The organism is Paenibacillus kyungheensis, assembly GCF_028606985.1.
GTDB lineage: Bacteria > Bacillota > Bacilli > Paenibacillales > Paenibacillaceae > Saccharibacillus > Saccharibacillus kyungheensis.
In genome coordinates this window covers 2,107,817-2,131,849 of record NZ_CP117416.1, presented here as the reverse complement: position 1 = coordinate 2,131,849, position 24,033 = coordinate 2,107,817, and the positions used below count along the sequence as shown (strand labels likewise).

23 protein-coding genes are annotated in these 24,033 nt (G+C 38.2%); 6 read left to right on the top strand and 17 right to left on the bottom strand.

Translation table 11 applies throughout. The features are described 5' to 3' along the window. Positions 1–3 precede the first annotated feature (3 nt). Together PQ456_RS09480 and PQ456_RS09475 are read right to left on the bottom strand one after the other, a co-directional pair. The gene (locus PQ456_RS09480; protein ID WP_273616290.1) at positions 4–810 is read right to left on the bottom strand and encodes an SDR family oxidoreductase; all 807 of its coding nucleotides are present in this window, start codon (positions 808–810) and stop codon (positions 4–6) included. Between the two features lie 176 nt (positions 811–986). After that, positions 987–1,820 (bottom strand): hypothetical protein, encoded by an 834-nt coding sequence (locus PQ456_RS09475; protein ID WP_273615886.1) that lies wholly within the window; start codon positions 1,818–1,820, stop codon positions 987–989. Between the two features lie 388 nt (positions 1,821–2,208). Here PQ456_RS09475 and PQ456_RS09470 point away from each other — a divergent pair, with 388 nt between their 5' ends. Further along, complete coding sequence (locus PQ456_RS09470; protein WP_204824451.1) at positions 2,209–2,448, top strand: hypothetical protein; 240 nt, start codon at positions 2,209–2,211, stop codon at positions 2,446–2,448. A 358-nt stretch (positions 2,449–2,806) separates the two neighbouring features. Further along, positions 2,807–3,160 (top strand): winged helix-turn-helix transcriptional regulator, encoded by a 354-nt coding sequence (locus PQ456_RS09465; protein WP_204824452.1) that lies wholly within the window; start codon positions 2,807–2,809, stop codon positions 3,158–3,160. A 169-nt stretch (positions 3,161–3,329) separates the two neighbouring features. Here the strand turns inward: PQ456_RS09465 and PQ456_RS09460 are convergent, their stop codons facing one another. From PQ456_RS09460 to PQ456_RS09450, 3 genes are all read right to left on the bottom strand, one after another. Further along, the gene (locus tag PQ456_RS09460; protein WP_273615885.1) at positions 3,330–3,473 is read right to left on the bottom strand and encodes a hypothetical protein; all 144 of its coding nucleotides are present in this window, start codon (positions 3,471–3,473) and stop codon (positions 3,330–3,332) included. A gap of 278 nt (positions 3,474–3,751) precedes the next feature. Further along, positions 3,752–5,224, bottom strand: a complete 1,473-nt coding sequence (locus PQ456_RS09455; protein ID WP_273615884.1) for an aldehyde dehydrogenase family protein — start codon at positions 5,222–5,224, stop codon at positions 3,752–3,754. Positions 5,225–5,578: 354 nt separating this feature from the next. Beyond that, positions 5,579–6,391, bottom strand: coding sequence for a class I SAM-dependent methyltransferase (locus PQ456_RS09450; protein WP_273615883.1), 813 nt, complete (start codon positions 6,389–6,391; stop codon positions 5,579–5,581). 149 nt (positions 6,392–6,540) lie between these two features. Here PQ456_RS09450 and PQ456_RS09445 point away from each other — a divergent pair, with 149 nt between their 5' ends. Continuing rightward, positions 6,541–7,764 (top strand): MDR family MFS transporter, encoded by a 1,224-nt coding sequence (locus PQ456_RS09445; RefSeq protein ID WP_273615882.1) that lies wholly within the window; start codon positions 6,541–6,543, stop codon positions 7,762–7,764. Between the two features lie 2 nt (positions 7,765–7,766). On the opposite strand, the gene PQ456_RS09440 is transcribed toward PQ456_RS09445, so the two are convergent. From PQ456_RS09440 to PQ456_RS09430, 3 genes are read right to left on the bottom strand one after another with little or no spacing between them, the layout of a single operon-like run. Further along, positions 7,767–8,135: a hypothetical protein gene (locus PQ456_RS09440; RefSeq protein ID WP_273615881.1), complete on the bottom strand. Its 369-nt coding sequence runs from the start codon at positions 8,133–8,135 to the stop codon at positions 7,767–7,769. Between the two features lie 41 nt (positions 8,136–8,176). Next, entirely contained in the window at positions 8,177–9,061 is an 885-nt protein-coding gene (locus tag PQ456_RS09435; RefSeq protein WP_273615880.1) for an NAD-dependent epimerase/dehydratase family protein, read from the bottom strand. Between the two features lie 12 nt (positions 9,062–9,073). Beyond that, positions 9,074–9,670 carry a hypothetical protein gene (locus tag PQ456_RS09430; RefSeq protein WP_273615879.1) on the bottom strand — a complete coding sequence of 199 codons (597 nt, stop codon included), beginning with the start codon at positions 9,668–9,670 and terminating at the stop codon, positions 9,074–9,076. A gap of 205 nt (positions 9,671–9,875) precedes the next feature. On the opposite strand from PQ456_RS09430, the gene metE reads away from it, so the two are divergent. Further along, positions 9,876–12,176: a 5-methyltetrahydropteroyltriglutamate--homocysteine S-methyltransferase gene (gene metE, locus PQ456_RS09425; RefSeq protein WP_273615878.1), complete on the top strand. Its 2,301-nt coding sequence runs from the start codon at positions 9,876–9,878 to the stop codon at positions 12,174–12,176. Between the two features lie 85 nt (positions 12,177–12,261). Here the strand turns inward: metE and PQ456_RS09420 are convergent, their stop codons facing one another. The 3 genes from PQ456_RS09420 to PQ456_RS09410 all read right to left on the bottom strand — a co-directional run bounded on the left by PQ456_RS09420 (position 12,262) and on the right by PQ456_RS09410 (position 14,022). Next, entirely contained in the window at positions 12,262–12,567 is a 306-nt protein-coding gene (locus PQ456_RS09420; RefSeq protein WP_273615877.1) for an NIPSNAP family protein, read from the bottom strand. 15 nt (positions 12,568–12,582) lie between these two features. Continuing rightward, positions 12,583–13,137 (bottom strand): nitroreductase family protein, encoded by a 555-nt coding sequence (locus tag PQ456_RS09415; protein WP_273615876.1) that lies wholly within the window; start codon positions 13,135–13,137, stop codon positions 12,583–12,585. A 426-nt stretch (positions 13,138–13,563) separates the two neighbouring features. After that, positions 13,564–14,022 (bottom strand): DIP1984 family protein, encoded by a 459-nt coding sequence (locus PQ456_RS09410; RefSeq protein WP_273615875.1) that lies wholly within the window; start codon positions 14,020–14,022, stop codon positions 13,564–13,566. A gap of 134 nt (positions 14,023–14,156) precedes the next feature. Here PQ456_RS09410 and PQ456_RS09405 point away from each other — a divergent pair, with 134 nt between their 5' ends. Further along, on the top strand, positions 14,157–14,642 hold the full coding sequence (locus tag PQ456_RS09405) for a CYTH domain-containing protein (RefSeq protein WP_273615874.1): 486 nt from the start codon (positions 14,157–14,159) through the stop codon (positions 14,640–14,642). A gap of 112 nt (positions 14,643–14,754) precedes the next feature. Here PQ456_RS09405 and PQ456_RS09400 read toward each other — a convergent pair whose 3' ends face one another. From PQ456_RS09400 to PQ456_RS09375, 6 genes are all read right to left on the bottom strand, one after another. Beyond that, entirely contained in the window at positions 14,755–15,159 is a 405-nt protein-coding gene (locus PQ456_RS09400; protein ID WP_273615873.1) for a hypothetical protein, read from the bottom strand. A gap of 320 nt (positions 15,160–15,479) precedes the next feature. Beyond that, the gene (locus PQ456_RS09395) at positions 15,480–16,898 is read right to left on the bottom strand and encodes a sugar porter family MFS transporter (protein WP_273615872.1); all 1,419 of its coding nucleotides are present in this window, start codon (positions 16,896–16,898) and stop codon (positions 15,480–15,482) included. 278 nt (positions 16,899–17,176) lie between these two features. Further along, a complete protein-coding gene (locus PQ456_RS09390; protein ID WP_273615871.1) occupies positions 17,177–17,506 on the bottom strand; it encodes a low molecular weight protein tyrosine phosphatase family protein in 330 nt (109 codons plus the stop codon). A 139-nt stretch (positions 17,507–17,645) separates the two neighbouring features. Further along, positions 17,646–18,941 (bottom strand): 2-oxoglutarate dehydrogenase complex dihydrolipoyllysine-residue succinyltransferase, encoded by a 1,296-nt coding sequence (gene odhB, locus PQ456_RS09385; protein ID WP_273615870.1) that lies wholly within the window; start codon positions 18,939–18,941, stop codon positions 17,646–17,648. Beyond that, on the bottom strand, positions 18,938–21,835 hold the full coding sequence (locus tag PQ456_RS09380) for a 2-oxoglutarate dehydrogenase E1 component (protein WP_273615869.1): 2,898 nt from the start codon (positions 21,833–21,835) through the stop codon (positions 18,938–18,940). The genes odhB and PQ456_RS09380 overlap by 4 nt, the downstream gene beginning before the upstream one ends. Positions 21,836–22,330: 495 nt before the next feature. Next, entirely contained in the window at positions 22,331–22,780 is a 450-nt protein-coding gene (locus PQ456_RS09375) for a GNAT family N-acetyltransferase (protein ID WP_273615868.1), read from the bottom strand. A gap of 176 nt (positions 22,781–22,956) precedes the next feature. Here PQ456_RS09375 and PQ456_RS09370 point away from each other — a divergent pair, with 176 nt between their 5' ends. Beyond that, entirely contained in the window at positions 22,957–23,904 is a 948-nt protein-coding gene (locus PQ456_RS09370) for a metallopeptidase domain-containing protein (protein WP_273615867.1), read from the top strand. The last annotated feature ends 129 nt before the right edge of the window (positions 23,905–24,033 follow it).

Sequence of the window (24,033 nt, the reverse complement as noted above, 5' to 3'; positions counted from 1 at the left end):
AGATTAACACAATAGAGATTCGGCTCCATCAATCGTAATCTGTGCTCCTGTAATATGAGCCGCTTCTGGAGAAGATAAGAATGTGACCAGATCTGCTACATTATCTGCTGAACCGGATTGTCCAGCTAGCGGTTGACGACCATGTGGGAATTCGATAGGAATCGCTATATTTCGTACCAGCTCATTTACTTCTGTACTTTGATCGATATTTGTAGAGATCGCTCCCGGACAGATTACATTGACACGTACTTTAAATTTAGCCAGTTCAAGAGCTGCCATTTTGGCAAAAGCAACTTGCCCTGCTTTGGAAGTACTGTATGCTGACATACCGAAGCTTGCAAATGTCGTGTTACCATTAATCGAACTGGTGATCACAATACTTCCGCCACCATGCTCTTTTAAGAAAGGAAGCGCATACTTGATGGTAAGGAAAGTACCACCCAAATTCGTATTGATTGTACGCTGCCAATCTTCAAATTTAATTTCATCTATTGGGGCAAGAACTCCGTTAATACCTGCATTAGCGAAAACAATATCCAGACCGGTAAAATGCTCGGCTCCTGTTTGAATAGCATGTTTTACCTGTTCTTCATTTGCAATATCCATCTCAAAAGCCAATGCTGCATCAGGACGAATCGCATTTGCTTCTGCTTCTGTTTCACGTATACGTTCAAGCGATAGATCACATAAGATCACATTCGCTCCTTCAGCTACGAATTTAAGAGCCGTCGCTTTACCAATGCCAGAACCTGCTCCGGTAACCAACGCTGTTTTTCCTGCAAAGCGATGTATATTGATTGTAGATTCCATCATTTGCTCCACCCCTTTTGAATAAAATATGTATACACAGGCATTCTACCGTGTGCTTCAACAATTTACCCAATATAGACAGGGATGGAATCACTTTTTTTTATTTATTTAGCAAAATCGACAATATAAAACCGAACAGCACAATTCTGCTCGGTTTTATATTGTCGATTTTTAATTTAAGAAGGATCAGGTTGTTGCACCCAATCAAGTAACATACGTCGTAATTGCTTTTTATCTACAGGAACAGCAATTACCCAATCTTCATCATCTTGATTACTCATTCGAACGATCCAATTTGTATTCTGATCGGCTAACAATACCGCTCCTTGACGTTGCCAATTATCTTCTTCCCATTGAGAAAATTGAATTTCAGCACGCAAACTATAGTTATGCAACACTTTGGCAAAAATACGTGAACCTTCTGAATCACCTGTCATTTGCGTCAATTCTGTTGTAATCTTCTCTAAATGAATATGTTCTCCATGATGAAAATACTGATCAAACCAATGTTTGGAAAAAGTTAAAGCAGGCATTTCTCCAATAGCATTATTACTTAGTTTCATTCGTCGTAACAATAATGTACATGCTTTGTTCAGACTTCCGAGTTCTGTTAAAGTGTAACTTCCCGGCAAAGCAGAAGCTTGCTTAATATCGACTACTGTCTCATGAGTAAAATAGCTATTTCCTTCACGAACTTTATTAGTCGTATCTGTAGCATAAAAGTAACGGATACAACAGCCACGCTTGTAAGTGCCTACGAATTTCCCTTGTAAATAAGCATCTGGCGGGTGAAGCGATATTTCATTTTGATTATCTATCGTTAAACATCCTTTTTGTACAAGAGATGTACTTGCTTGCTTCCATATATCAGCCAATTCTTCGACTGTACTATCTTGTAACGGATTATCCATTCCCATGATCTGATCAAATCCAAGCACATTGCCTAAAAAGAACAGTTCTTTGTCTGTCAACGTTATCATAGTTTCTTTGGAAGAGTTCAAAGTTAACATGTAGGTCCATCTTCTCCCTTCAATACTGACATGTGAGCTTTTGTAACTATATAAAGGGCAATGATGTAGTAAATTATACAATACAGGTTCTTAGTACCTATTCCAATGTAGCACTATAGGCTTAATTTTGTCAATTGTTTCACGAAATATATTCCATTTTTACCCATATATGATTATTATAAGTAATATGGTATGTAGATTTTAATGTAGCTTCATGAACATTATGTGTCTCACTTTAAAATTAATGCTCAGGTTTTAGGTGAAAATCATGTAATTTTAAGTTTTCTTTAAGGAAAGGTGATTACAATAAAGTCAAGTTAGTCGAAAGGCTAACACATATCAACTTTTGAAATCAAATTACTTATAACAATAAACGAGGTGATTAATAGTGAAAACGACAATTCTTTTAGAGAACAAGATGGTTCCGGTTTACTTTAACGCCGAGAATACACAACCAATGTCCAAGCTGTTAAGACTATTACGCAGAACGATTGAACACAAAATTGTAAATGGTAAAAAAATGATTAAAACGTGTCTAGATACTGTTATTAGTATTGAAGTTGTAGGTTCTGAAGCGATTTTGCATACTTATCGTGAAAGTGACACTCTAGCTTTATCTTTATACTAAAATGTAAGTGCTTTTCCTACTTCTTTATAGACATTACGATGGGCCTAACAACGGGAAGACTCCGTACGGCCCTTTCTGTCTGATGCTACTCTCTACTTACATAAATGACGTACTTGTCTATCATCAAATCGGTAATACTTATGAACAGATTATGTTCTATAGGCGTTATCGATTTTTTGCATACAATTTTATAGTTTTCAACAAAAATGCCTGATAATCAATTGTTCCCCAATTAACTTTAAGTAATCTAGTGTAATTTAAAAAGAAATATCTTTAAAGTTATTAAATTACTGAAGTGATAGTCTGTATCAAATGTATATTATGTGATATAATAGGTTTATTAAAAGAGGTGATATAGATGGATACATCAATGCTTTGTCCTCGATTCGAAAAGGGGATGCAGATTTTAAGTAAACGTTGGAATGGCTTAATTATTTATCAACTGATGGGTGGTCCTCAACGCTTTTGCTCTATTCAATCATCACTCCCGGTAAGCGGTCGTCTTTTGTCCGAACGCCTGAAGGATCTAGAGCATGAAGGAATGGTTGTCCGCCATGTATACCCTGAGACGCCGGTACGAATTGAATATGAATTAACTCAAAAAGGATTGGCATTAGAATCTGTGATACGCGGTATTCAGGATTGGTCTCAATCATGGGTAGAACCAGAAGCAATGGTTTTAGAAGCCGAGTATGCTCAAACAGCTAAATAAACAACCATGATAACTATAAAAAACATCCGCTCCCTTTAAGGAGAACGGATGTTTTTTTGTGAACTGTCATTTTATACTATATGCATCATCAAATCTCAATGATTATCTATTTAACATAAAAGAACTCTTTACAATAAAAGATTAGTATTACACATCATATAAAATCATGTTAGCTGATATACTGTTTATTTCTGCCTGCTTCTTGCTTTTCTGCACTCCGAATACGAATAACAAATAAGCGTAGTAAATTGGTACGAGTATGCTCATCGGCTTCACGGTTTAATTTACGGAGTATAAAACGATCTATTGACATGCCTGCTCAACTCCTTCTCAATTCACCAGAAGCATCGTTACCAATGACAGAAGCTATAATAAGATTATGGTAAATCTTCCGGTAAGAATTAATAACCGCATTTCCTATTTTTCAAACTACGATTATCATTTTTTTTGAATAAAATATATCTATTCTTTAACATATCTTTGTACAAAAAAACTGCTTTACGATCCCTAAGGAATCATAAAGCAGCTTGGCTTATATCATACGATTTTTTTAATTTTATATAAAAAAATAATAAATATTATCGCTTTTTATTAAATATTAGGAAATTCGCGGTATTCGTGCTGAATACTGATCCAGCGTGTACGAGTAAATTTCTCAATAGCCCATTCTCCACCAAAGCGTCCTAGACCAGAAGATTTCTCGCCCCCGAACATAACATGTGCTTCATCGTTTACAGGTTGATCATTTACATGAATCATACCACTTTCTACTTCTTGAGCCACACGATAACCACGCTCCAAGTTCGATGTAAATACAGAACCACTTAATCCGTATTCACTGCTATTTACTATGCGAATCGCATCTGCTTCGTCTTTCGCACGAATCAGTAAAGCAACCGGACCGAATAATTCATGTTGTGCTGCTGAATTTTCTGGAGATACTTCACTCAGAACAGTTGGTTCAAGTACACTCCCTTTACTTTTACCACCGTATAACAATGTTGCGCCTTCTTTTTGCGCATTTTCGATAACTTCAAGTAGACGGTCTACTTCTTTTTCATGAATCAATGGGCCTACTAATGTTTTGGCATCAGCAGGATCGCCGAATTTTAGACCTTTTACTGTATTGGTGAATTTCTCTACAAATGTATCGTAGATAGCATTATCAATAACGATACGATTCAGTGCCATACAGATTTGTCCTTGATGGAAAAACTTTCCGTAGACTGCTGCTTCTACAGCTTTATCGATATCAGCATCATCCAATACGATCATCGCATTGTCTCCACCAAGTTCTAAAGCGACATCTTTCAGATGTTCACCTGCTAATTTACCAATACCGCGTCCTACTTCGGTAGAACCTGTAAAGGAAATTAGTTTAGGGATCGGATGCTTAACAAAAGCGTCTCCAATTTCGCTACCGCTACCACTTACAACACTGAGTACTCCTTTAGGCAAGCCTGCTTTTTCAAAAATATCAGCAATGAGTAATCCTGCTGTAATCGGTGTATCAGAAGCTGGCTTAATTACAACACCGTTACCTACTGCTAATGCAGGTGCTACAGAACGCATACATAAATGTAACGGGAAATTCCAGGGCCCGATGACACCAATAACACCTTTTGCTTCACGAACAACACGATTTTCTTTACCTGGAATATCAGAACCAATCAGTTCCCCTTTGATACGATATGGGAATGAAGAAGATTCTTCCAAAATGCGTACTGTTGTCATCCATTCACGTTCTGCTTTGACACGTGTACTGCCTGATTCAGCGATAAGCAAGTCTACAATTTCTTCTTTACGCTCATTCATTTGCATCATCGCTTCACGCATTACTTTAGCACGAGCAGCAAGTGGCATTTTAGACCACTTTTTACCTTCTGTTTGTGCAGTTTTGTACGATTTATCCAGATCATTCTCATCCGATGAACGCCACTCTACTAATATTTCTCCTGTATAAGGATTTTTATTTTGCATCATTTTATCTGAAGAACCTTCTACCCATTCTCCAGCGATAAATTGTTTATTCCAATGTGCGTATTTCGATTGTACTAATGTCATTGTAATATCCTCCTTGGTGTACGTTATATCGTTATTAATCCATTAACATACATTTTTGAATAGTATTTGTTGTTTAATTCAGGTTAGAAAATTTATAAAAGAATTTATTTGTATTTATAAAAACTGCTACACATCCAAATTCTAACTGGATGCTAAAAATAAATACTAAAAGCTAAATCATAACAATTAGTTAGTATATTACTATTGTTACAACAGCTTCTCGTATTCTTTACCCTTGTCTATAGATAAGCAAACATGTATTGATAATTCATATATCATTATTGGTATATAAAAAAGCTAGTATCCCTTGAGATAGCTAGCTTTACAGATATATTATTTTATTTTTAAATTAATCTATTTTGATTTGCGTCCTACAATAATTCCATGTGTGCTCAAGCCTAATATGCTACGTTCTCGACAAGTACGGAGATGATAATCTAACCATGTCTGATACATACTTTCTTCAAGATGATCTATAGAACCGTCTATCGTATGAGTGACTCCGTCTGCGCCAGCATGGTCAACAATCTGAGCATTGGCGGCTAGTATATCCTGCTCCATTTGTTCAGGTGATGTTACATACAAGTCTGTCCAAAAGCTGTCTTCTGCTCCATCGTAAAACACACCTTCTTGCAATACTTTGTCAATCACAGAAGAACGTAAATAACCTTGCTCTTTGACAGCTAACATAGGCACAATCGAATATTTATTAATATAAGCAACAATCAATATGCCTCCTGGACGCAATACACGCATACTTTCAGATAGACAAGATGCTCGATCCTCAGCAGAAGTAAGATGGTAATACGGCCCTAGACAAAGTACCATATCCAGCGATTCAGTAGCTATTGTAGATAATGTAGTAGCATTTCCAATTTCAGCTTGTAAAGAATAATTAAGTTCTAGTGGTAACGATTTGGCTTGAATCTGTTGTATATGCTTAGGGGTAATATCGATCGCTTTTACTTGATGTCCTTGTTTTGCATAATGAATCGCATATGCTCCACTTCCTGCTCCACTATCTAAAATAGACGATACTGGAGGTAACTGGGATAACCATGTATCTACAATATGTATAGTCGTAATATACTCTACCGCTCGAGATGGACGCTCAAATCGTGAATCTTCATCATATAACTGATAAAACTTAGCTACTTGTTCCGACATTTTCAAGACCTCCTTTATCTATTTCATCCCATTATATGACAATAAATAGGAAATGATAAGTATAAGTTAGTAAGCGATCTTGACAGCTTTTTATAACGGTGAGAAAATATTTTTTTGTACGATGTAGAGTAAAGGAGTGATTTGGAACGATGAGAACGTCTTTTTTACAATTGCGTGGTATCCATCCTTTGGCATGGACGATCATTGTAGGCACACTTTTTGGACGAATGGCGACTTCGATGAGTATTCCTTTTTTATCAATTTATCTGACTCAATCGCTAGGAGCTTCACCTACCCAAACAGGAATTACTGTAGCTGTGAGTTCTTTAGTAGGCGTATTTGCTAGCTTTTACGGAGGTTATATTTCAGACCGTATTGGTCGCAAAAAGGTTATGATTTTGTCGATAGCTGGTTGGAGTATTGTATTTTTCGCTTTTGCTGCTTCGAATCAAATCTGGATGTTTTTTGTAGTCAATACTTTAAATGGACTATGCCGCTCTTTATTTGAACCGACTTCGCGTGCGTTATTATCTGAAGTTACACCTCAAGAACAAAAATTGTTAATTTTTAATATGCGTTATACAGCGATTAATGTTGGTGTTGTTTTTGGCCCATTGTTAGGTTTATGGTTTAGTACCAATGGATCAAGCAGTGCTTTTATAATGGCTGGCTGTATCTATGTACTTTATACTGTTGTTCTTATGTTTCAATTTGGTAAACATCCTATACATATTGAATCTACCTCTACGACAGAACAACGAATTACTTTGAAAAAAGCATTACGAGTTATTTCTCAAGATCGAATCTTTTTATACATATTGATTGGAACAACATTCTGTGTACTCGGTTATGGTCATCTCAATTCAACGTTACCGCAATATTTAGCATTGGTTCCTGATCTGCACGATGGTGCTACATGGTTTGCATATATGTTAACACTGAATGCGATCACAGTACTGGTAGTACAATATCCTTTGGTCAAATGGGCTTCACGCTTTGCTCCTGTAGTCTCATTGATTATCGGTAATATCTTTGTAGCTACGAGCTTACTATTGTATGGGCTTGCCAGTACAGGTCTAGCATTTATGATCATTACTGTTATTTTCACAATAGGGGAAGTCTTGTTATTTACAATGATGGATATGTTAATTGATCGAATAGCGAAGCCGGAATGGAAAGGAACGTACTTTGGAACGATTGGCTTTAACAATTTAGGTAATGTGTGCGCCCCTATACTTGGAGGTTTTCTACTTGATGTTAGAGGCGCACAACATAGTATGCAAATATTTGTACCGCTAGCATTGACCTGTGCACTTGGTTTGCCATTTCTTATTGGTGCTTATCGGCGTATGAATCTATCTCATAAGCATTGATCTCATTGGCGCTGAGTACGTATCTCACTAGCTACAATATCTAGAATAGAATGATCACCCCAGCTACTAACAAACGAATACATGGAAAGACTACTTAACCATTCTTCGCTTAATTCACCTTGCTCTACTTGAGCTAACAGATAATCACGTATCGGAGCTTCTGTACGTGACCAGGGAACGGTTCGCATTCCGCCTATTTCTTGTCCGGCGGAGCGACGATCCCATACAGCCGCTACTTGTTCTAACGAAAATATAATCGAAATCCCTTGTTCTGTCTGAAAATATATTTTCACCTGTTCCGGTAAAAGTATCACTTGCTGTATAACTCCATCCACCAAAGGAATATCTCCTATAAAAATATCAGTTACCATCGCCGTACTCCATTCTTCCGTTACTTCTTTTATTAATGCTGTTATTTAGTTGCTGAAGCAATATACTTAATCAATTCAGGCATCCATTTTGACAATACATAGAATGTAAATCCAGCTTGCTTCGCTTTGGATGTATCCATAATCCACGAATCAGGAACACCAAAAGGAGATTGTGCTTTTTCATCTGTCTCGCTCTGTAAGATAGCCTGTTGACCAGTTCCCTGCTCTACCCATTTGATAAATTCACGCAAGCTGACTTCTCCATCAGAACGTGCATTTACAGGGCCTGTTAGATCAGATGAAATTCCTAACCAGAACAAAAATTCTGCGGCTTCTTGCTCATGAATAAAGTTCATCTGCGCTTCGATATTCGAAATGCCTATTACTTCATTATTTAACACACGTTCTACATGAAAATGGAGCCGCTTAGTATAATCATTCGGCCCTAACACAATAGGGAATCGTACCGCCGCTACTGGAAAATCGGCTTGTTGAAAAAATACAGCTTCCGCTTGACGCTTGCCTTCTCCATAACTCAGCTTCGCTTCTGGATCTTCATCAATTATATAATGATGGGTATCGACATCCGGTTCATGCAATACCGCTTGCCCAAAATCATAGACGGATAAGCTCGACGTTAGAATATAACGCTTTGCTTTATGTTGGAAAATCGCTACAGCTTCACGTGCTTGCTGCGGTGTAAAACAAATATTATCGTAGACCACATCATACTGCTGATCTCCGATCGCTTTTTCCAAAGCGACAGCATCTTCGCGATCAACAACTAGTCGTTGAACCCGATCACCAAATTCATCTTCAGTCTGACCACGAGTCAGCAAGGTAACTTGGATATTTTCTTTCAGTAATAATTCCACCAGTTTTTTGCCGAAAAATCGTGTTCCACCTAATACCAATACGTTAGTCATTCTTCATTCCTCCTATTTTATATCTAGTAGTTGGTGCGCTTTCCAGATGAATGTAGCCATTAAAATATAAACAAGTAGACCAAAAACAACATAGATCACTCCTAGCAATCCAGCTAACGTCACCATACTTCCTGTAGTTGTAGATGATACAAATGCACTGATCGCTAATACAGCTAACGCTAAAATTTGATTGCATACATAGATAATCCAGCGCTGATAAGATACTTTTTTGAAATCTGGCAAGTTCTGCGCTTCTGCCATCTGCCCTATTCCTTTACATACCGTATAAATAATAAACAAATCAGCAATAATGACTAACAACGATACGATAGTTAACCACCACGGTAAAGGTAATACATTGGCTTGATCAGGTAAAAAGATTTGAATAACGGCAAGTACAGCCGCAGCTATCGCAAATGGTTTACCTTTGGCGAATTGCGGATTTACTTTTTCTAATTTCATAAATCCAATAAAATACAAAATGCTTACAATGACAGTCGGGAAATAATCTAACCAAATTGCGGCTAATCCTAATCTGTTCAATCCTGTAATCACTATTCCTAATATAGCTTGACCTACAAAAGCCCAAAACAAATACAAAATACTCATGTTGTCCCCCTTTTTATTCCTTGCCTTTAACTATGTATACTGTTTCTTTCCTTTCTATCTTACCATCAAATGACTTTGTTACCAAAAAGGCAAATCTAGCTATAGCGTGGAATCATGATAGGATATAGGCAAAACGTATAACCATATCCTGCCAGAATACGCTATGATGATTGTACTAAACAATCAACTTTCAGGGGGAATAATAATGCCAAAAGTACTCAGTAGCAATATTGGTTATCCGCGTCTTGGTGAACAACGTGAATGGAAAAAAGCGCTAGAAGCATTCTGGAGTAACAAATCTTCGGAAGCTGACTTTTTACAAACGATGAAAGAATTGCGCCTTGCTCATCTAAGCAAACAAAGCAAAGCTGGTATCGATCTAATTCCTGTAGGCGACTTTTCATATTATGATCACGTCTTAGATACGGCTGTTACTTTCGGATTAGTACCTGAACGCTTTGGTTATACAGGTGGCGAAGTATCCTTACAACAATACTTTGCGATTGCTCGGGGTACAGATCAAGCAACCGCAGGTGAAATGACCAAATGGTTCAATACCAATTACCATTATATCGTACCTGAACTGGGTGGAATTACACCGCAATTAACAGAAAACCGTCCATTGCGATTATATTTAGAAGCCAAAACAGAATTAGGTATTGAGACCAAGCCGGTATTGATCGGCCCGTATACGTTCCTCAAACTTTCTAAAGGATATGAAGCTTCTGAATTAAAGCAATGGTTAGATCAGTTAGCTCCTTTATATGTAGAGATATTGCAAGGATTGAACAAAGCAGGTGTACGCTGGGTTCAAATAGATGAGCCTTCACTAGCACTGGAAGTATCTGCTGAAGAATGGCAATGGGTGCAAGAGATTTACACTCAATTCAATCAGGCGGCTCCTGATGTGAATTTGCTGGTACAGACTTATTTTGAAGGTGTAGATGATTTTGGTAAATTAATCGATCTCCCTGTTCAAGGAATTGGCTTGGATTTTGTACATGGATTAGAGCAGAATCTGAATAATCTGGATGATTGGGGCTTCCCTGAAGACAAAATTCTAGGTGTAGGTCTGGTCGATGGACGTAACATCTGGCGCTCCAAATTAGAAGATAAAATTCAATTGATTCAAACGATCTCTCAAACGGTACCTGCGGATCGCTTGCTTATTCAGCCGTCTTGCAGTCTACAACATGTACCTGTGACAACTAATAGTGAAACGTCTCTTGATCCAATTATTAAAGACGCTCTTGCTTTTGCCGATCAGAAATTAGAAGAACTTGCGCTATTAACCAAAGCAGCTAATATCGGTGCTCCTGCTGTACAAGAAGCATTAGATCGCAGTCGTGAAGCCGTTGAACGCATTGCCAATTCGTCATGGCGCGCTCCGCAAGAAGAACATCTACAGCAAAATGAAGGTTCGGCTACACGTAATGTTCCTTTTGCACAGCGTCAAGTTATTCATGCAGACAAATGGAAATTACCATTATTGCCGACGACTACAATTGGTAGCTTCCCGCAAACTGTAGAAGTACGTCGTGCTCGTCAACTATGGCGCAAAGGCGAATTATCTCCAGCAGATTATAACCGTTTTATCGAAGAACAGATTCAAGACTGGATTTCGATTCAAGAAGAATTGAATTTGGATGTATTGGTACATGGTGAATTTGAACGTACTGATATGGTTGAGTTTTTCGGAGAGCAGTTAGATGGATTTACATTTACACGCTTTGGTTGGGTTCAATCGTATGGTTCTCGTTGCGTCAAACCTCCTGTGATCTACGGTAATGTTCATTTTGTGAAACCAATGACGGTGACAGAAACCAAATATGCTCAATCTCTAACCAGCAAACCTGTTAAAGGAATGCTAACAGGCCCGGTTACTATTCTGAACTGGTCTTTTGTACGGGATGATATTCCACGTAGCAAAGTATCTTATCAGATTGCACGCGCTATCTCGGATGAGATTCTGGCGCTTGAAGCGGCAGGTATTGAAATGATTCAGGTCGATGAACCTGCTCTACGTGAAGGATTGCCTCTTAAACGCAACAAATGGCAGGAATACCTTGATTGGGCAGTAGGCTCATTCCGTCTATCTACAGCGGCTGTACAAGAAACGACCCAAATTCATACTCATATGTGCTATTCGGAATTCCATGATATTATTGATGCTATCAAAGATATGGATGCAGATGTTATCTCTATTGAGACTTCACGTAGTCATGGCGAATTGATTTCTTCTTTTGAAGTGCATGGCTATGATAAAGGTATTGGTCTGGGTGTCTATGATATCCATAGTCCTCGTGTGCCTGCCAAAGAAGAAATGGTACAGTTGATCGAACGTGCTCTACGTGTACTTGATCCTAAATTATTCTGGATCAATCCAGACTGCGGATTGAAAACACGTGCTCATCCTGAAACGGTAGCTGCTCTTCAATTAATGGTTGAAGCGGCAGACGATATCCGTCACAAATTAGGACAAGAAGTGAGCGCAAGCAAGCTTTAATTGCACATAAAAGCCTTTCATGACTAGAGCATATTCCGACAGATGCTCTTGATCGTGAAAGGCTTTTGATTTATACATATCCTACTTATTCAAACACAGGACGCATAAAGCTACGTTCGTAACTAATAATACATTTGTTCTGATTGGCAAATTCAAACGCTTGCTGGCATTCTTCATCTACCATCATCTTCTGACGATATTCTTCGTAATCAGCAAGGCTTGGAAAAGAAAACAAAGCATAGGCGATGTTATTCGCACCTTCATGTGGAAGAAAATAACCATGATGCGTCCCACCTAATTTGTGAACTAGCGGTATCCACATCTTAGCATACTGTTCAAATTCGTTTACTTGATAAGGATCTATCACATATTTGAGATAGCATGTAATCATCGTGTTCCTCCTAGTTTACTCACTAATCCAAACTGTTTTTTCAGCAAAAGGAGTACGTTTGCTTTGTTGGTCGTTATTTTCAGGTACACCGATATAAAGGAAGCCTAACATTTTACCTTTTTCGCTTAGATCAAATGCTTTGCCCATCAATTCATGGTAACAAGGTTCGCCACTTCTCCATACTGCGCCCAGTCCCAACTCATGAATTTCCAGCAACATATTTTGAATCGCTGCAAATACTGCACCATACTCTTCAAGCTCGATAATTTTAGGATTATCAGCAGGTTCTACCGCTACAGCGATAATTAGAGGTGCGCGTTCTACCTTTTTACGTGCAGAAGAAAGACTTTCTTCTGTTACTTCACCATTACCTGCTACACTAGCAAGTGCTTCTGCTAACTTGTTACGTCCGTTACCTTCTAAGACGAAAAATTTCCACGGTTCAGTTAAACGATGATTCGGCGCCCAAATTCCTGCTTCCAAAATACGCTCAATACTTTCACGCGGAATAGCATCCTGCTTCACTTTACCGATCGAACGACGATTACGAATACTTTCTGAAATACTCATCTATAACTTCCTCCTCTATGATAATCATTCTCAGTCTCTTGTTTATTGTACACGAAGTGGAAAGAAATCTCTAATTTTAAGATTTTAATATTCCTATTGCATAATAAAAAAAGAAAATACTTCTCAGACTAAGAAGTATCTTCTTCATAACGTATAGAGAATGTGAATAGCTATGTAAAAATGAAGTTCATCTTACAAATCCCCGAACCCGCCCTCGCCTATATCTATGATCAGCATGTGGTAGTAACAATAATATGTGAGTTGTACTCATGTAACAATACAAGGCTAATTTATTATTAAAGGACTCGAACCTTCAGAAATTGCCCCTAATTCCTACCCAGCGTCCAACTTAAACCAGTTGGCGGTTTGTATGCTCGCCTCAATAGATAATAGACTACCAACTTGTAAGTTTATATTTTTTAATGGTTAATCGACTAATTCTGTTTTCCAGTTCAACTCTTGGATACGTGTATCCAGTTGGCGATAGGTTTTAGCAAGATTATCCATCTCTTCTTGCAGTGTTCCAATATTGACTGTCGCCAGAAATCGAACTTCAGACTTTGTATAACGATCTTGCTTGATACTCGCAGTATGCATAAGATCATTCAATATATTTCGGCGTAAGCCTAATGTATCTCGATCGGCTAGAGCATCTGCTAATGTCATTTCATTTTCAAAAATCACTTGTGAATTGGTGCGATTAATACGTTTGATCAGTACATTCAATTCGGTCAATAAATGTCCCATTTCTTTCAACAATTCATTAGGACGTTCAGGAGGTTTTTCACCTTCTTGGACTTTGGCACTTCGGCTCAGACGTACTTTCATCTGTTCGATTCTTTTTTGCACATCAGAACGTAATATTAATGCTTCTGCTAATTTCATTCCTTTCACCTCCATTACCTATTTTTCATTATTCCGTAAATGTCCCTATCATTATAGGTATAACCAAACACTGTATCAATAAACCTTGTGCAATATGCTAAAATAAAGAAAATAGTTATTCAGGAGGGCTTATCATGGGCAAAGAAATCGAAAAAAAATACGTATTACATACCTATCCAGCAGATTTGGATATTATACAGACCCAAGAGATTCATCAGACTTATCTGGCTACCAGTGAATCAGAGACACTACGTGTACGTAAATTAGTGATTGATGGTCAAGAACAATTCACAATGACGCACAAAGCTGGTAAAGGTCTGGTTCGAGAAGAAACAGAATTTGATATCGGTGCTGGTATTTATGAGCAATTGATCAGCAAGTTAGATGTGATTCCATTGATAAAAACACGTAAAAAAGTAAAATGGAATGATGATCAATTTGATCTTGATATTTATCATAACACTGTCCAACCTGATCTAATCACAATTGAGATTGAATTTGCAGAAGAAACGGATGTAGAACATTTTCAAAAGCCTGATTGGTTTGGTGAAGATGTTACCGGACAAAGCCAGTATGTGAACAGTGTACTATGGGAAGATATTCAATCAGCATCCAAGTAATATACAATGTATCATTGATATCGTCTACAATATGTAGCGTCTATTAATAATCAATCATTCAAAATAGCGCATTGTGTCAGTGAACGTGGACTGTAGATGATGCGCTATTTGCTTATGATTCCTCTGCTTGTAATAAAGTATCCAAGCGAGCTATCTCTTGCTCAAATGCTTCTTGTTCGACAAATGGACATTCGCCTGAAAAATACCAATCGGTTAATAAAAAGATCAATTCATAGACTGATTGATAATAGGTTTCAGGATAAGGATTTTTAGCGCGAAATGATTCATGAGAAGACCAATCTTTTACAAAATTCGTAAAAAACCAAAATCCACGTGCGATATGACGCTCCAAAGAAATATTCGATTCCAAAGCAGTTATGTATGTAACCATCGTTCGTAATACTTGCGCTATATGTGCATGATCCCATTCCAAGTCTACACGTAACCGCAAAATAAAACTACCTTTCTCTCCTTCTAACTCATGCAAAAGTTGCTCTGTTACCCTCTTGTGATCCATCCTTTTCTCCTCCTGAACTTCAAAATCATACTATCTGCAAATGATACTTTCCCACTACCTAACGTATACCCAACCAGATCAGTCCACCATTCCTGTTAAAATAAATCTTTGACGATAAGTTATGTATAGAAGTTATACTCTATCTCAATTGTAACGATAAGCGATATACAAAGCAAAAAGCTACTTTTAAACCAATATCTACTTGCATATATGTAAATAAGACTTCTGTATAAAAAGTGATTTTTATACTAAAAAGCGACTTCCCAGGATCATTCTATCCTCACGAAGTCGCTTCTCTGTAACGTTAGATAATAATTATATTATTTAGCAGGAGCTGGTTTAACTTTAGCTTTTTTAGGTTTCTTTTTACCATAATTGCGGAATTTTTCTTCCAATTCTTCTAATGTAAAGCCTTTGGTTTCTGGTAAATACTTTTGTACAAATGTGATCGCCAGTAATCCCAAAGCAGCGAATAAGTAGAACGTCGCCGATAGTCCAATACCTGCCATCAATACAGGGAATGTTAATCCGACTAAGAAGTTAACAATCCATAAGCAGAATACGGTAACACCCATTCCAAATCCACGTAATTGTAAAGGGAATATCTCAGATAACATCAACCACGTTACCGGAGAGATCGCTCCTTGTTGGAAAGCAAGGAATGTAACAGTTAAGGATAAGATCACATAAGGCAAAGCAGGTGAACCTTCCAGTACTGTTGAGAAAATCGCGATCAACAATAATACACATGTTGTACCGATCAAACCTGTTCTAAGCATAGGTCGACGACCAATTTTACCTAGCAACCACATTCCCAAAAATGTTGCTGCTACAGAGATGACACCATTAGCAATATTACTAATCAATGCTGCTTTTGTTTCAAAACCAGCATCTTTTAAAATTTCAGTTCCGTAGTAAATAATTGAATTGACACCGGTAATCTGTTGAACGACTGCGATACCCAATCCAATAAACATCAGACGACGTATCCACGGTACAGCAAGATCTTTAAATCCTGCTTTTTCTGTACTTTCTTCTGCATCAAATGAAGCTTTGATTTCTTCTACTTCAATTTTTGCTTGTTCTTCTGTACGAATTTTGCGAAGTGCTTTTAATGCACGCTCATTTTTACCTTTTGCAACTAACCAGCGTGGACTTTCAGGAACACGTAGCATTCCAAAAAATAAGAAAATCGCTGGAATCGAAGCAATTGCTAACATGTAACGCCATACATGGGTATTATCGCCCATTGTTATACCTAGAATCGCATTAAAGATAAATGCAAGCAATTGTCCGCTGACAATCATTAGCTCATTACGTGTAACGATACCGCCACGTTTGTTAGCAGGAGACATTTCTGCTAGATAAGAGGGTACTGTTACTGAAGCACCACCTACAGCAAGCCCTAGTAAGAAGCGGCAAATCACCATAACAGTTACGTTAGGAGCGAGTGTCGACCCCACTGTAGCAACGAAAAACAAAACAGCTAAATAAATAATATTTTGCTTACGTCCTAAATAATCTGAAAGTCGTCCTCCTGCAATAGCTCCGAATGCTGCACCAAATAAAAGAATACTAGCCACTAATCCTTCTGTAAACGAATTTAATCCTAGTGCAGCTGACATAAATGGTAAAGCTCCATTGATTACCCCTGTATCATAACCAAATAGCAATCCACCTAATGTAGATATTAAAATTATTTTGCGTAAAAAAGCTTTTTGACTTGCTCCCTTTTCCATCATCATCTCTCCCTATTGATTCCTAAAGCGTCATTGCAACTTGTTCTGTCTATGTACTTGCAAATATTGAGTCTATCGTTTGACACACTTTTCGAAAAATCAAGATGTGTACTCGATTGATTCTAGCAATGACTAAACGTACTTTAGTTTCAGAAAAAACGCATTTACTTTCAACCTGTAATCAATATACCCAAAAGCATACATATTGAATAACAAGATTGAATGAAAGCAATGACATATAGAGAGTGAATTTATTTTTATATGTACTCCGTTATAGATTATGTAATCTCAATATATTCGCTAACACTGGATTCTAGTAATCCGATCAATTCTTCATCCATAAATCTATAGTCGTCTGAAATATTCAAACAAATGATCGTTTTACCTATTAGTTCTTCATTGAATTTAGATTGGATTTTACGTTTATGCTTTTTTTCCATTACAAAAATAATATCTGCCCAACCGATATGACCTGCGGTTACTTTGATGCGTGCATTTTCTTCTGTGCCTGCTGAGCGTACTTGATATCCTTCCAGATGTTCAAATATTTTTTCAGCCGTTAAGCTACGCCATTGATTACGACTACAAATAAATAACAATTTGTTCATTTGCTTTTTTTCCTCCTATTTGAACAGTTAGATATCCTGTTCTTTCTCACAGCTCACCTTATTATACTGAACAGATGATAAATAAAACATCAAAAAGGAGCTTCCAACCTTCTGGAAGCTCCTTTGATTTACTTATAAATTAGCCTTCGATCAACAATGTTTCTGGATCTTCAAGCAATTCTTTTACTTTTACAAGGAAGCTTACTGCTTCGCTACCATCAATAATACGGTGATCGTAAGACAATGCAATATACATCATCGGACGATTTTCCATACGTTCTGCATCAATCGCTACCGGACGAAGCTGGATTTTGTGCATACCCAGAATCGCTACTTGCGGTGCGTTCAAGATAGGCGTGGATAGCAAGGAACCAAATACACCACCATTAGTGATTGTAAATGTACCGCCTTGCAGCTCAGACAATCCTAATGTGTTAGAACGTGCTTTGGAAGCTAATGTGGCGATCTCTTTTTCGATTTGTGCAAAACCTAGACGGTCTGCATCACGAACAACAGGAACCACAAGACCTTCTTTAGCGGATACCGCAATACCGATATCATAGAATTTCTTCACAATTACATCATCGCCATCGATCTCAGCGTTGACCATAGGGAATTTTTTAAGAGCCCCTACAACTGCTTTGGTGAAGAAAGACATAAATCCTAAACCTACATCATATTTTTCTTTAAAAGCATCTTTACGACGTTTACGAACGTCTAAGATCGCTGTCATATCCACTTCATTAAATGTTGTTAACATTGCAGCATTGTGTTGAGCTTCTACCAAACGATTAGCAATCGTACGACGACGACGTGACATCGGTTGACGATCTGCTGGCTTAGCAGGGTTATTTTCAACAGGTTTTTTAGCAGGAGTACTTTCAGACTTCGCTGGTGCTGGTTTGTCACCATGTTTGCGTACATCGTCTGGATTCACTCTGCCGATCGGATCATTGCTTTGTACAGATCCTAGATCGATTCCACGCTCACGAGCTAACTTGCGAGCAGCCGGTGTACCGATAGCATCTCCATTATCTGGTTTGCTCGTTACAGCATTAGTGGATTTATCTGTTGTTTTTTCAGCAACCGGTTCAGAACCTTTAGCTGGATAGTTGATTGTGACTACATCATCTGATTTGCTTTCAGGCTTGGATTCTGGAGCTGGCTTGGATTCAGAAGCAGCAGGTTTGCTACTTCCACTTCCAGCACCGATCACACCTACAGATTCACCGACTTGTACCGTTTCACCTTCTTGCTTGGTGATTGACTCTACAACTCCGTCTTCTTCAGCGCTGATCTCCAAGTTGACTTTATCTGTCTCAAGTTCAAGTAGTACATCACCTTGACTGACAGTGTCTCCTTCTTTCACAACCCATTTTGATACCGTTCCTTCGGTTATAGACTCGCCCATTTCGGGTACTTTAATTTCACTCACAGCCGACTACCTCCCAGGGATATGTTGTTCTGTAAAGAATTTTGTTTGAGTGCTAATCCTAGTATACGTTGTTGTTCGATGGCGTGAATATGTTGATAACCACTAGCAGGGCTAGAACGTTCTGGACGACCGATATAACTTACAGCTACACCTTCTTGTGCTAGATCGCGCAAGCGTGCATCGGTATATCTCCAGTATCCCATGTTTTGCGGTTCTTCTTGTAGCCAGATAATTTCTTGTAAGTTAGTGAATTCTGCAAGGACTGCATTGATCTCTTCTTTCGGGAATGGATACAGTTGTTCTACACGAATCACATGTAACCAAGAGTAGTCTTCTTCTTTGTTTTTATCCAAAGCTTCTTCTAGATCGATCGCTACTTTACCCGTACAAAGAATCACGCGTTCTACAGCATTCTTTTTATCGCCCAACCCTTTTTGTTGCAGTATCGGTTGGAATGTTCCTTCGTTGAATTCCTCAGGTGAGGAAGCCACACGTGGATTACGAATCAAGCTTTTCGGTGCCATAACGACTAATGGACGCACAGATTCTTCCTGAGTGCTACGTGCCTGACGGCGAAGTAGGTGGAAGTATTGTGATGCAGAAGTCAGGTTAGCCACTGTAAAGTTATCTTCTGCTGCCAATTGCAAGAAGCGTTCTGGACGAGCACTGGAATGCTCAGGACCCATACCTTCATGACCATGTGGCAACAACATCACAAGACTGGATTTTTGTGTCCATTTACTACGTCCAGCCGAGATAAACTGGTCAATAATAACTTGCGCTGCATTGGTGAAATCGCCATATTGCGCTTCCCAGATCACTAATGTCTCCGGTGCATATACATTGTATCCATATTCAAATCCAAGTACTGAAGCTTCAGACAATGGACTATTATGAATAGCAAATGATGCTTTCGCTTCTGGTAAACGATGTAACGGGCAGAAAGGTTCACCTGTCTGAGCATCATGTAATACCAAATTACGATGAGCAAATGTAGCACGTTCTACATCTTGTCCGGTAATACGAATAGGCTTGCCATCTGCTAAGATCGAAGCAAATGCCAGTGTTTCAGCATGTCCCCAATCCACTTTGCCTTCAGCGTTTAGTGCAGTCGCGCGGCGTTCTAGAATACGCTGTAATTTAGGATACACATTAAAGTTCTCCGGCCATTTCAGCAATCCTTCGTTAATTGTCTGTAGCAGGCTTGCAGAGACTCCTGTAGAAGCTTCAGGTGCTTTGCTATCTGTATCGAGACGATTTACCGGTGCATTTGAATCTTCCGTATGATCTGTTTTCACTTCTTCGTAGATCGATTTGAGATGATCTTGGATTTCTGTTTTGAACTGTTCATAACGTTTGTCATCAACTACGCCTTGTTGTGCCAGTTTGTTACCGTAAAGTGAAGCCACACGAAGGTGATTTTTCACTTTGCTATACATGATAGGTTGAGTTGTCTCAGGATCGTCCGTTTCATTATGACCATAACGACGATATCCAATAAGATCAATCAAGAAATCTTTTTTAAATAGATTACGATATTCAGTCGCCATTGCTACAGCACGTAGACAAGCTTCTGGATCATCTGCGTTCACATGGATAATAGGAATTTCATATCCTTTAGCAAGGTCACTTGCATAATGAGTAGAACGTGAATCTCCGCTGTCTGTAGTGAAGCCTAGACGGTTATTAACAATAATATGAATTGTACCGCCATTTTGGTAACCTGTTAGCTGATTAAAATTAAGCGTCTCTGCAACAATACCTTCACCTGCAAATGCGGCATCACCATGCATGATGATTGCTGCTGCTTTGTCAGGGTCCTGGCGTGGATAACCTTTATCTGTACGATCATCCTGTGCAGCACGTGTAAATCCTTCAACCACCGGATTAACATATTCCAAGTGACTTGGATTATTTGCCAGTGTCAGACGGGTTTCAAAGCTTTGTCCTTCTGGAGTTACAGAACGGTGTGCACCTAAATGGTACTTCACATCACCTGTCCAACCAAAAGTAACACCCATCGAGCCTTCAGAAGGCATTGTATCTTTGTTCGGTGAATGATGGAACTCGGAGAAGATCTTACTGTAAGGCTTACCAAGAACATGAGCCAGTACATTCAGACGACCACGATGCGCCATTCCCATAAGTACGTGTCTTGCTCCACTGCGTGCAGCAATACGTACAATCGAATCTAGCATCGGTACAAGGACATCGTTACCTTCAATAGAAAAGCGTTTTTGTCCAATAAATGTACGATGCAAAAATTCTTCAAATTGTTCTACTTCTACCAGACGCTTGAATAACTCAATACGTTCTTCATCATCTAATGAAAGTGTAGATGAACCTGTTTCTACCTGACGGTTAAGCCAGTTCCGTTCTTTTTCATCATGTACATGTGCAAATTCATAAGCCAGTGAACCTGTATACTTCTTACGCAAAATTTGGATAGCTTCCCATCCGTCTTTTGCTTCTGGAGGTGCATTTTCCCAGATCAAAGATGCTGGTAGTTGTGCGAGGTCACGTTGTCCCAGTCCGTATTGCTCTGGATCGAGTAAGCGAACATCAGTCGCTGTACTTAGTCCAAGCGGATCAATATCCGCTGCCAGATGCCCGTATGTACGGATATTCCATACTAAACGTTCGGCTGCAACCGCTTTCTTCAACAGATTAGTGTCTACTTTAGCTGGTGTTTCTGTACTACTTACCACTGATTGACCAGATGATACGGTAACAGGAGCAACAGGCTCTCCATAACGTTCAAAAAGTTCACGGTATCCTTCATCTACAGAATTCGGATCTTGTTTGTACAGTTCATATTGTTCTTGTACATACCCCAAATTGGGTCCGTAATACGATTCCCACAGCCATGGTTGGTTTGATTCGTCGATAGTCATCGAGGATTCCCTCCGTCTTGAATTTTTTGTGAATATATTTGTGACGGAATTGCAACATATTTAATTATACCTCTATATGATAGATCACAAAATAGCCTAAAATTAGACTATGAACGAGTAAAACGTCTTTTTTTCAAGAAAACGTTTTCTCTCGCTGCACATAAAGAGTTATTCAGGTTTTTTAGCCCTTTTACGGCCATTTTTAATCCAAATACAGGAAAACAGAGATTTTGAGAATAGATATATCGCATTTTGTATATATCATTCTGCATATTCTAGTTGAATACTGAGCAGTGCATGCCCCCTCATTCGTACTAAATTACTCTTTACTCTTCCCATTCTACAATACATAGGTATGAATTTCCAATTTAAATGCTTACTATTTTTACCCAAATCTTCCTAAGATTGATTTCAAGCCAAAAAGGATAGATGAAAAAGTGTCACCACTGCTTCACATATCCTTCTTTTTTTGTTCACTTTTTGAGTGATTGGTAGTTATGTTGTTGTGATACGCATCATATCAATATGAGGAATATCATCTTCCAAATATACGTCTGAGATCGGTTCAAATCCATAACTATTATAGAATTTCTCCAGATAATGTTGTGCTTGAATTTTGATTTTATCTTCTTTTAATTCGTTCTGAATAAATTCGACACTTTTGCGAAATAACTCTTGTGCTAATCCTTTGCCACGATATTCACGCTTAACAATCACTCTGCCGATCGAAGCTTCTGTATAAGCGATACCTGCTGGAAGAAGTCTGGAGTAGGCTACAATCTCTCCATTTTCCTCTTTATATAAATGATAGCTAGCTAGATCTTTGCCATCGACTTCTTGATAAGGACAGTTCTGCTCTACAACGAAGATAGCCGTTCGTTCTTGTAAAATACGATACATTTCTAACGATGTTAATTCGTCAAATCTTTTGATATACCAGGTCATTATTGTTCTCCTTTTGTATCATCCTTTGAATTTTTGCGAAATACTCTTTAGTAATCGATATCAAGATTTTATATTTGATTAAAATTTAAAACAATAATTTCGATAATAATAAAGTAGAATGTTTTATTTGTACAATAAACATTTTTAATTATATCTTTCTAGCAGGAGGCAATAAAATGAGTGTATGGAGTAAAGCTTTACTTTTATCTACTTCTATTACAGTTTGTGCTTCACTATTTGCATGTTCACCCCATTCTCTTTACGCTACTCCAGTCAAAAAGAAACCGACTGTTACTCATTCAGCCTCTATCGTTAAGACTACATTAAAAAATATGCCTGACCGTTACAAATCTTCGATTGAATGGGTCTGGAAAAATCGGATGGTTAAAGAAGGATCCACGCTTCGTAAAAATCTTATTTTTGATCAGATCTTTGCAGGTAAAGGAACTTTAAATTATGTAGTACGCTGGCAATCTGACAAAAGTGTAACTTTAAAACAACGCCAACAAATCGAAAGTATGTTAAGTCGACAGGTTAATCATTGGAACGATTTATTGGTAGGTTATGAAAATTGGCCTTATTCTTCGATTAAAGTCAAAGTGGTCGGCTGGGCTTGCACAAATCCTGCACTCATTTTAAATAAACAAGCTAATGAAATAGTTTATACCGATTATATTATAGACGAATTAAATAAAACAGTACCTACTATTCCAGCTAAATTACCAATTGCTCCTACAAGCTTATCTCGTTTTGAACATTTTGAAGAACCACAATATATGTATCCAGGTGGTTTAGATAAACGATTCGATATGTATCTATGGGCAACAACCAGCTTTGGTGGAGGTGCTGGTGGAGACTGGGGACAACGGATGGCTGATGATTATATTTTAAACATTTTAAAAGCAGATCAAGATGAGATTATGGAACATGAACTTGGTCATGGCTTTGGTTTCCCTGACTTTTATGAACCACAAGATCGTCCACCCGGCGGATTCCCAGATAAAACATTGATGTGGGTAGGCAGTTCGATAACAATTACTAACTGGGATGCATGGTTATTACGATATACATGGAGTCAGCTTCGCAAAGATACCACTCGCTTTCCAATCACTTCATCTCAATGATCTAGTGTGAACAAATAATATAAAATAGCTCTAATCTATCCAATACTGCCACTTGTTCTAAGTTAGCATGATGAATAGATAGAGCTATTTATAGTTTGCTTAGTATTTCATTAGTAGGTTATATCGAAT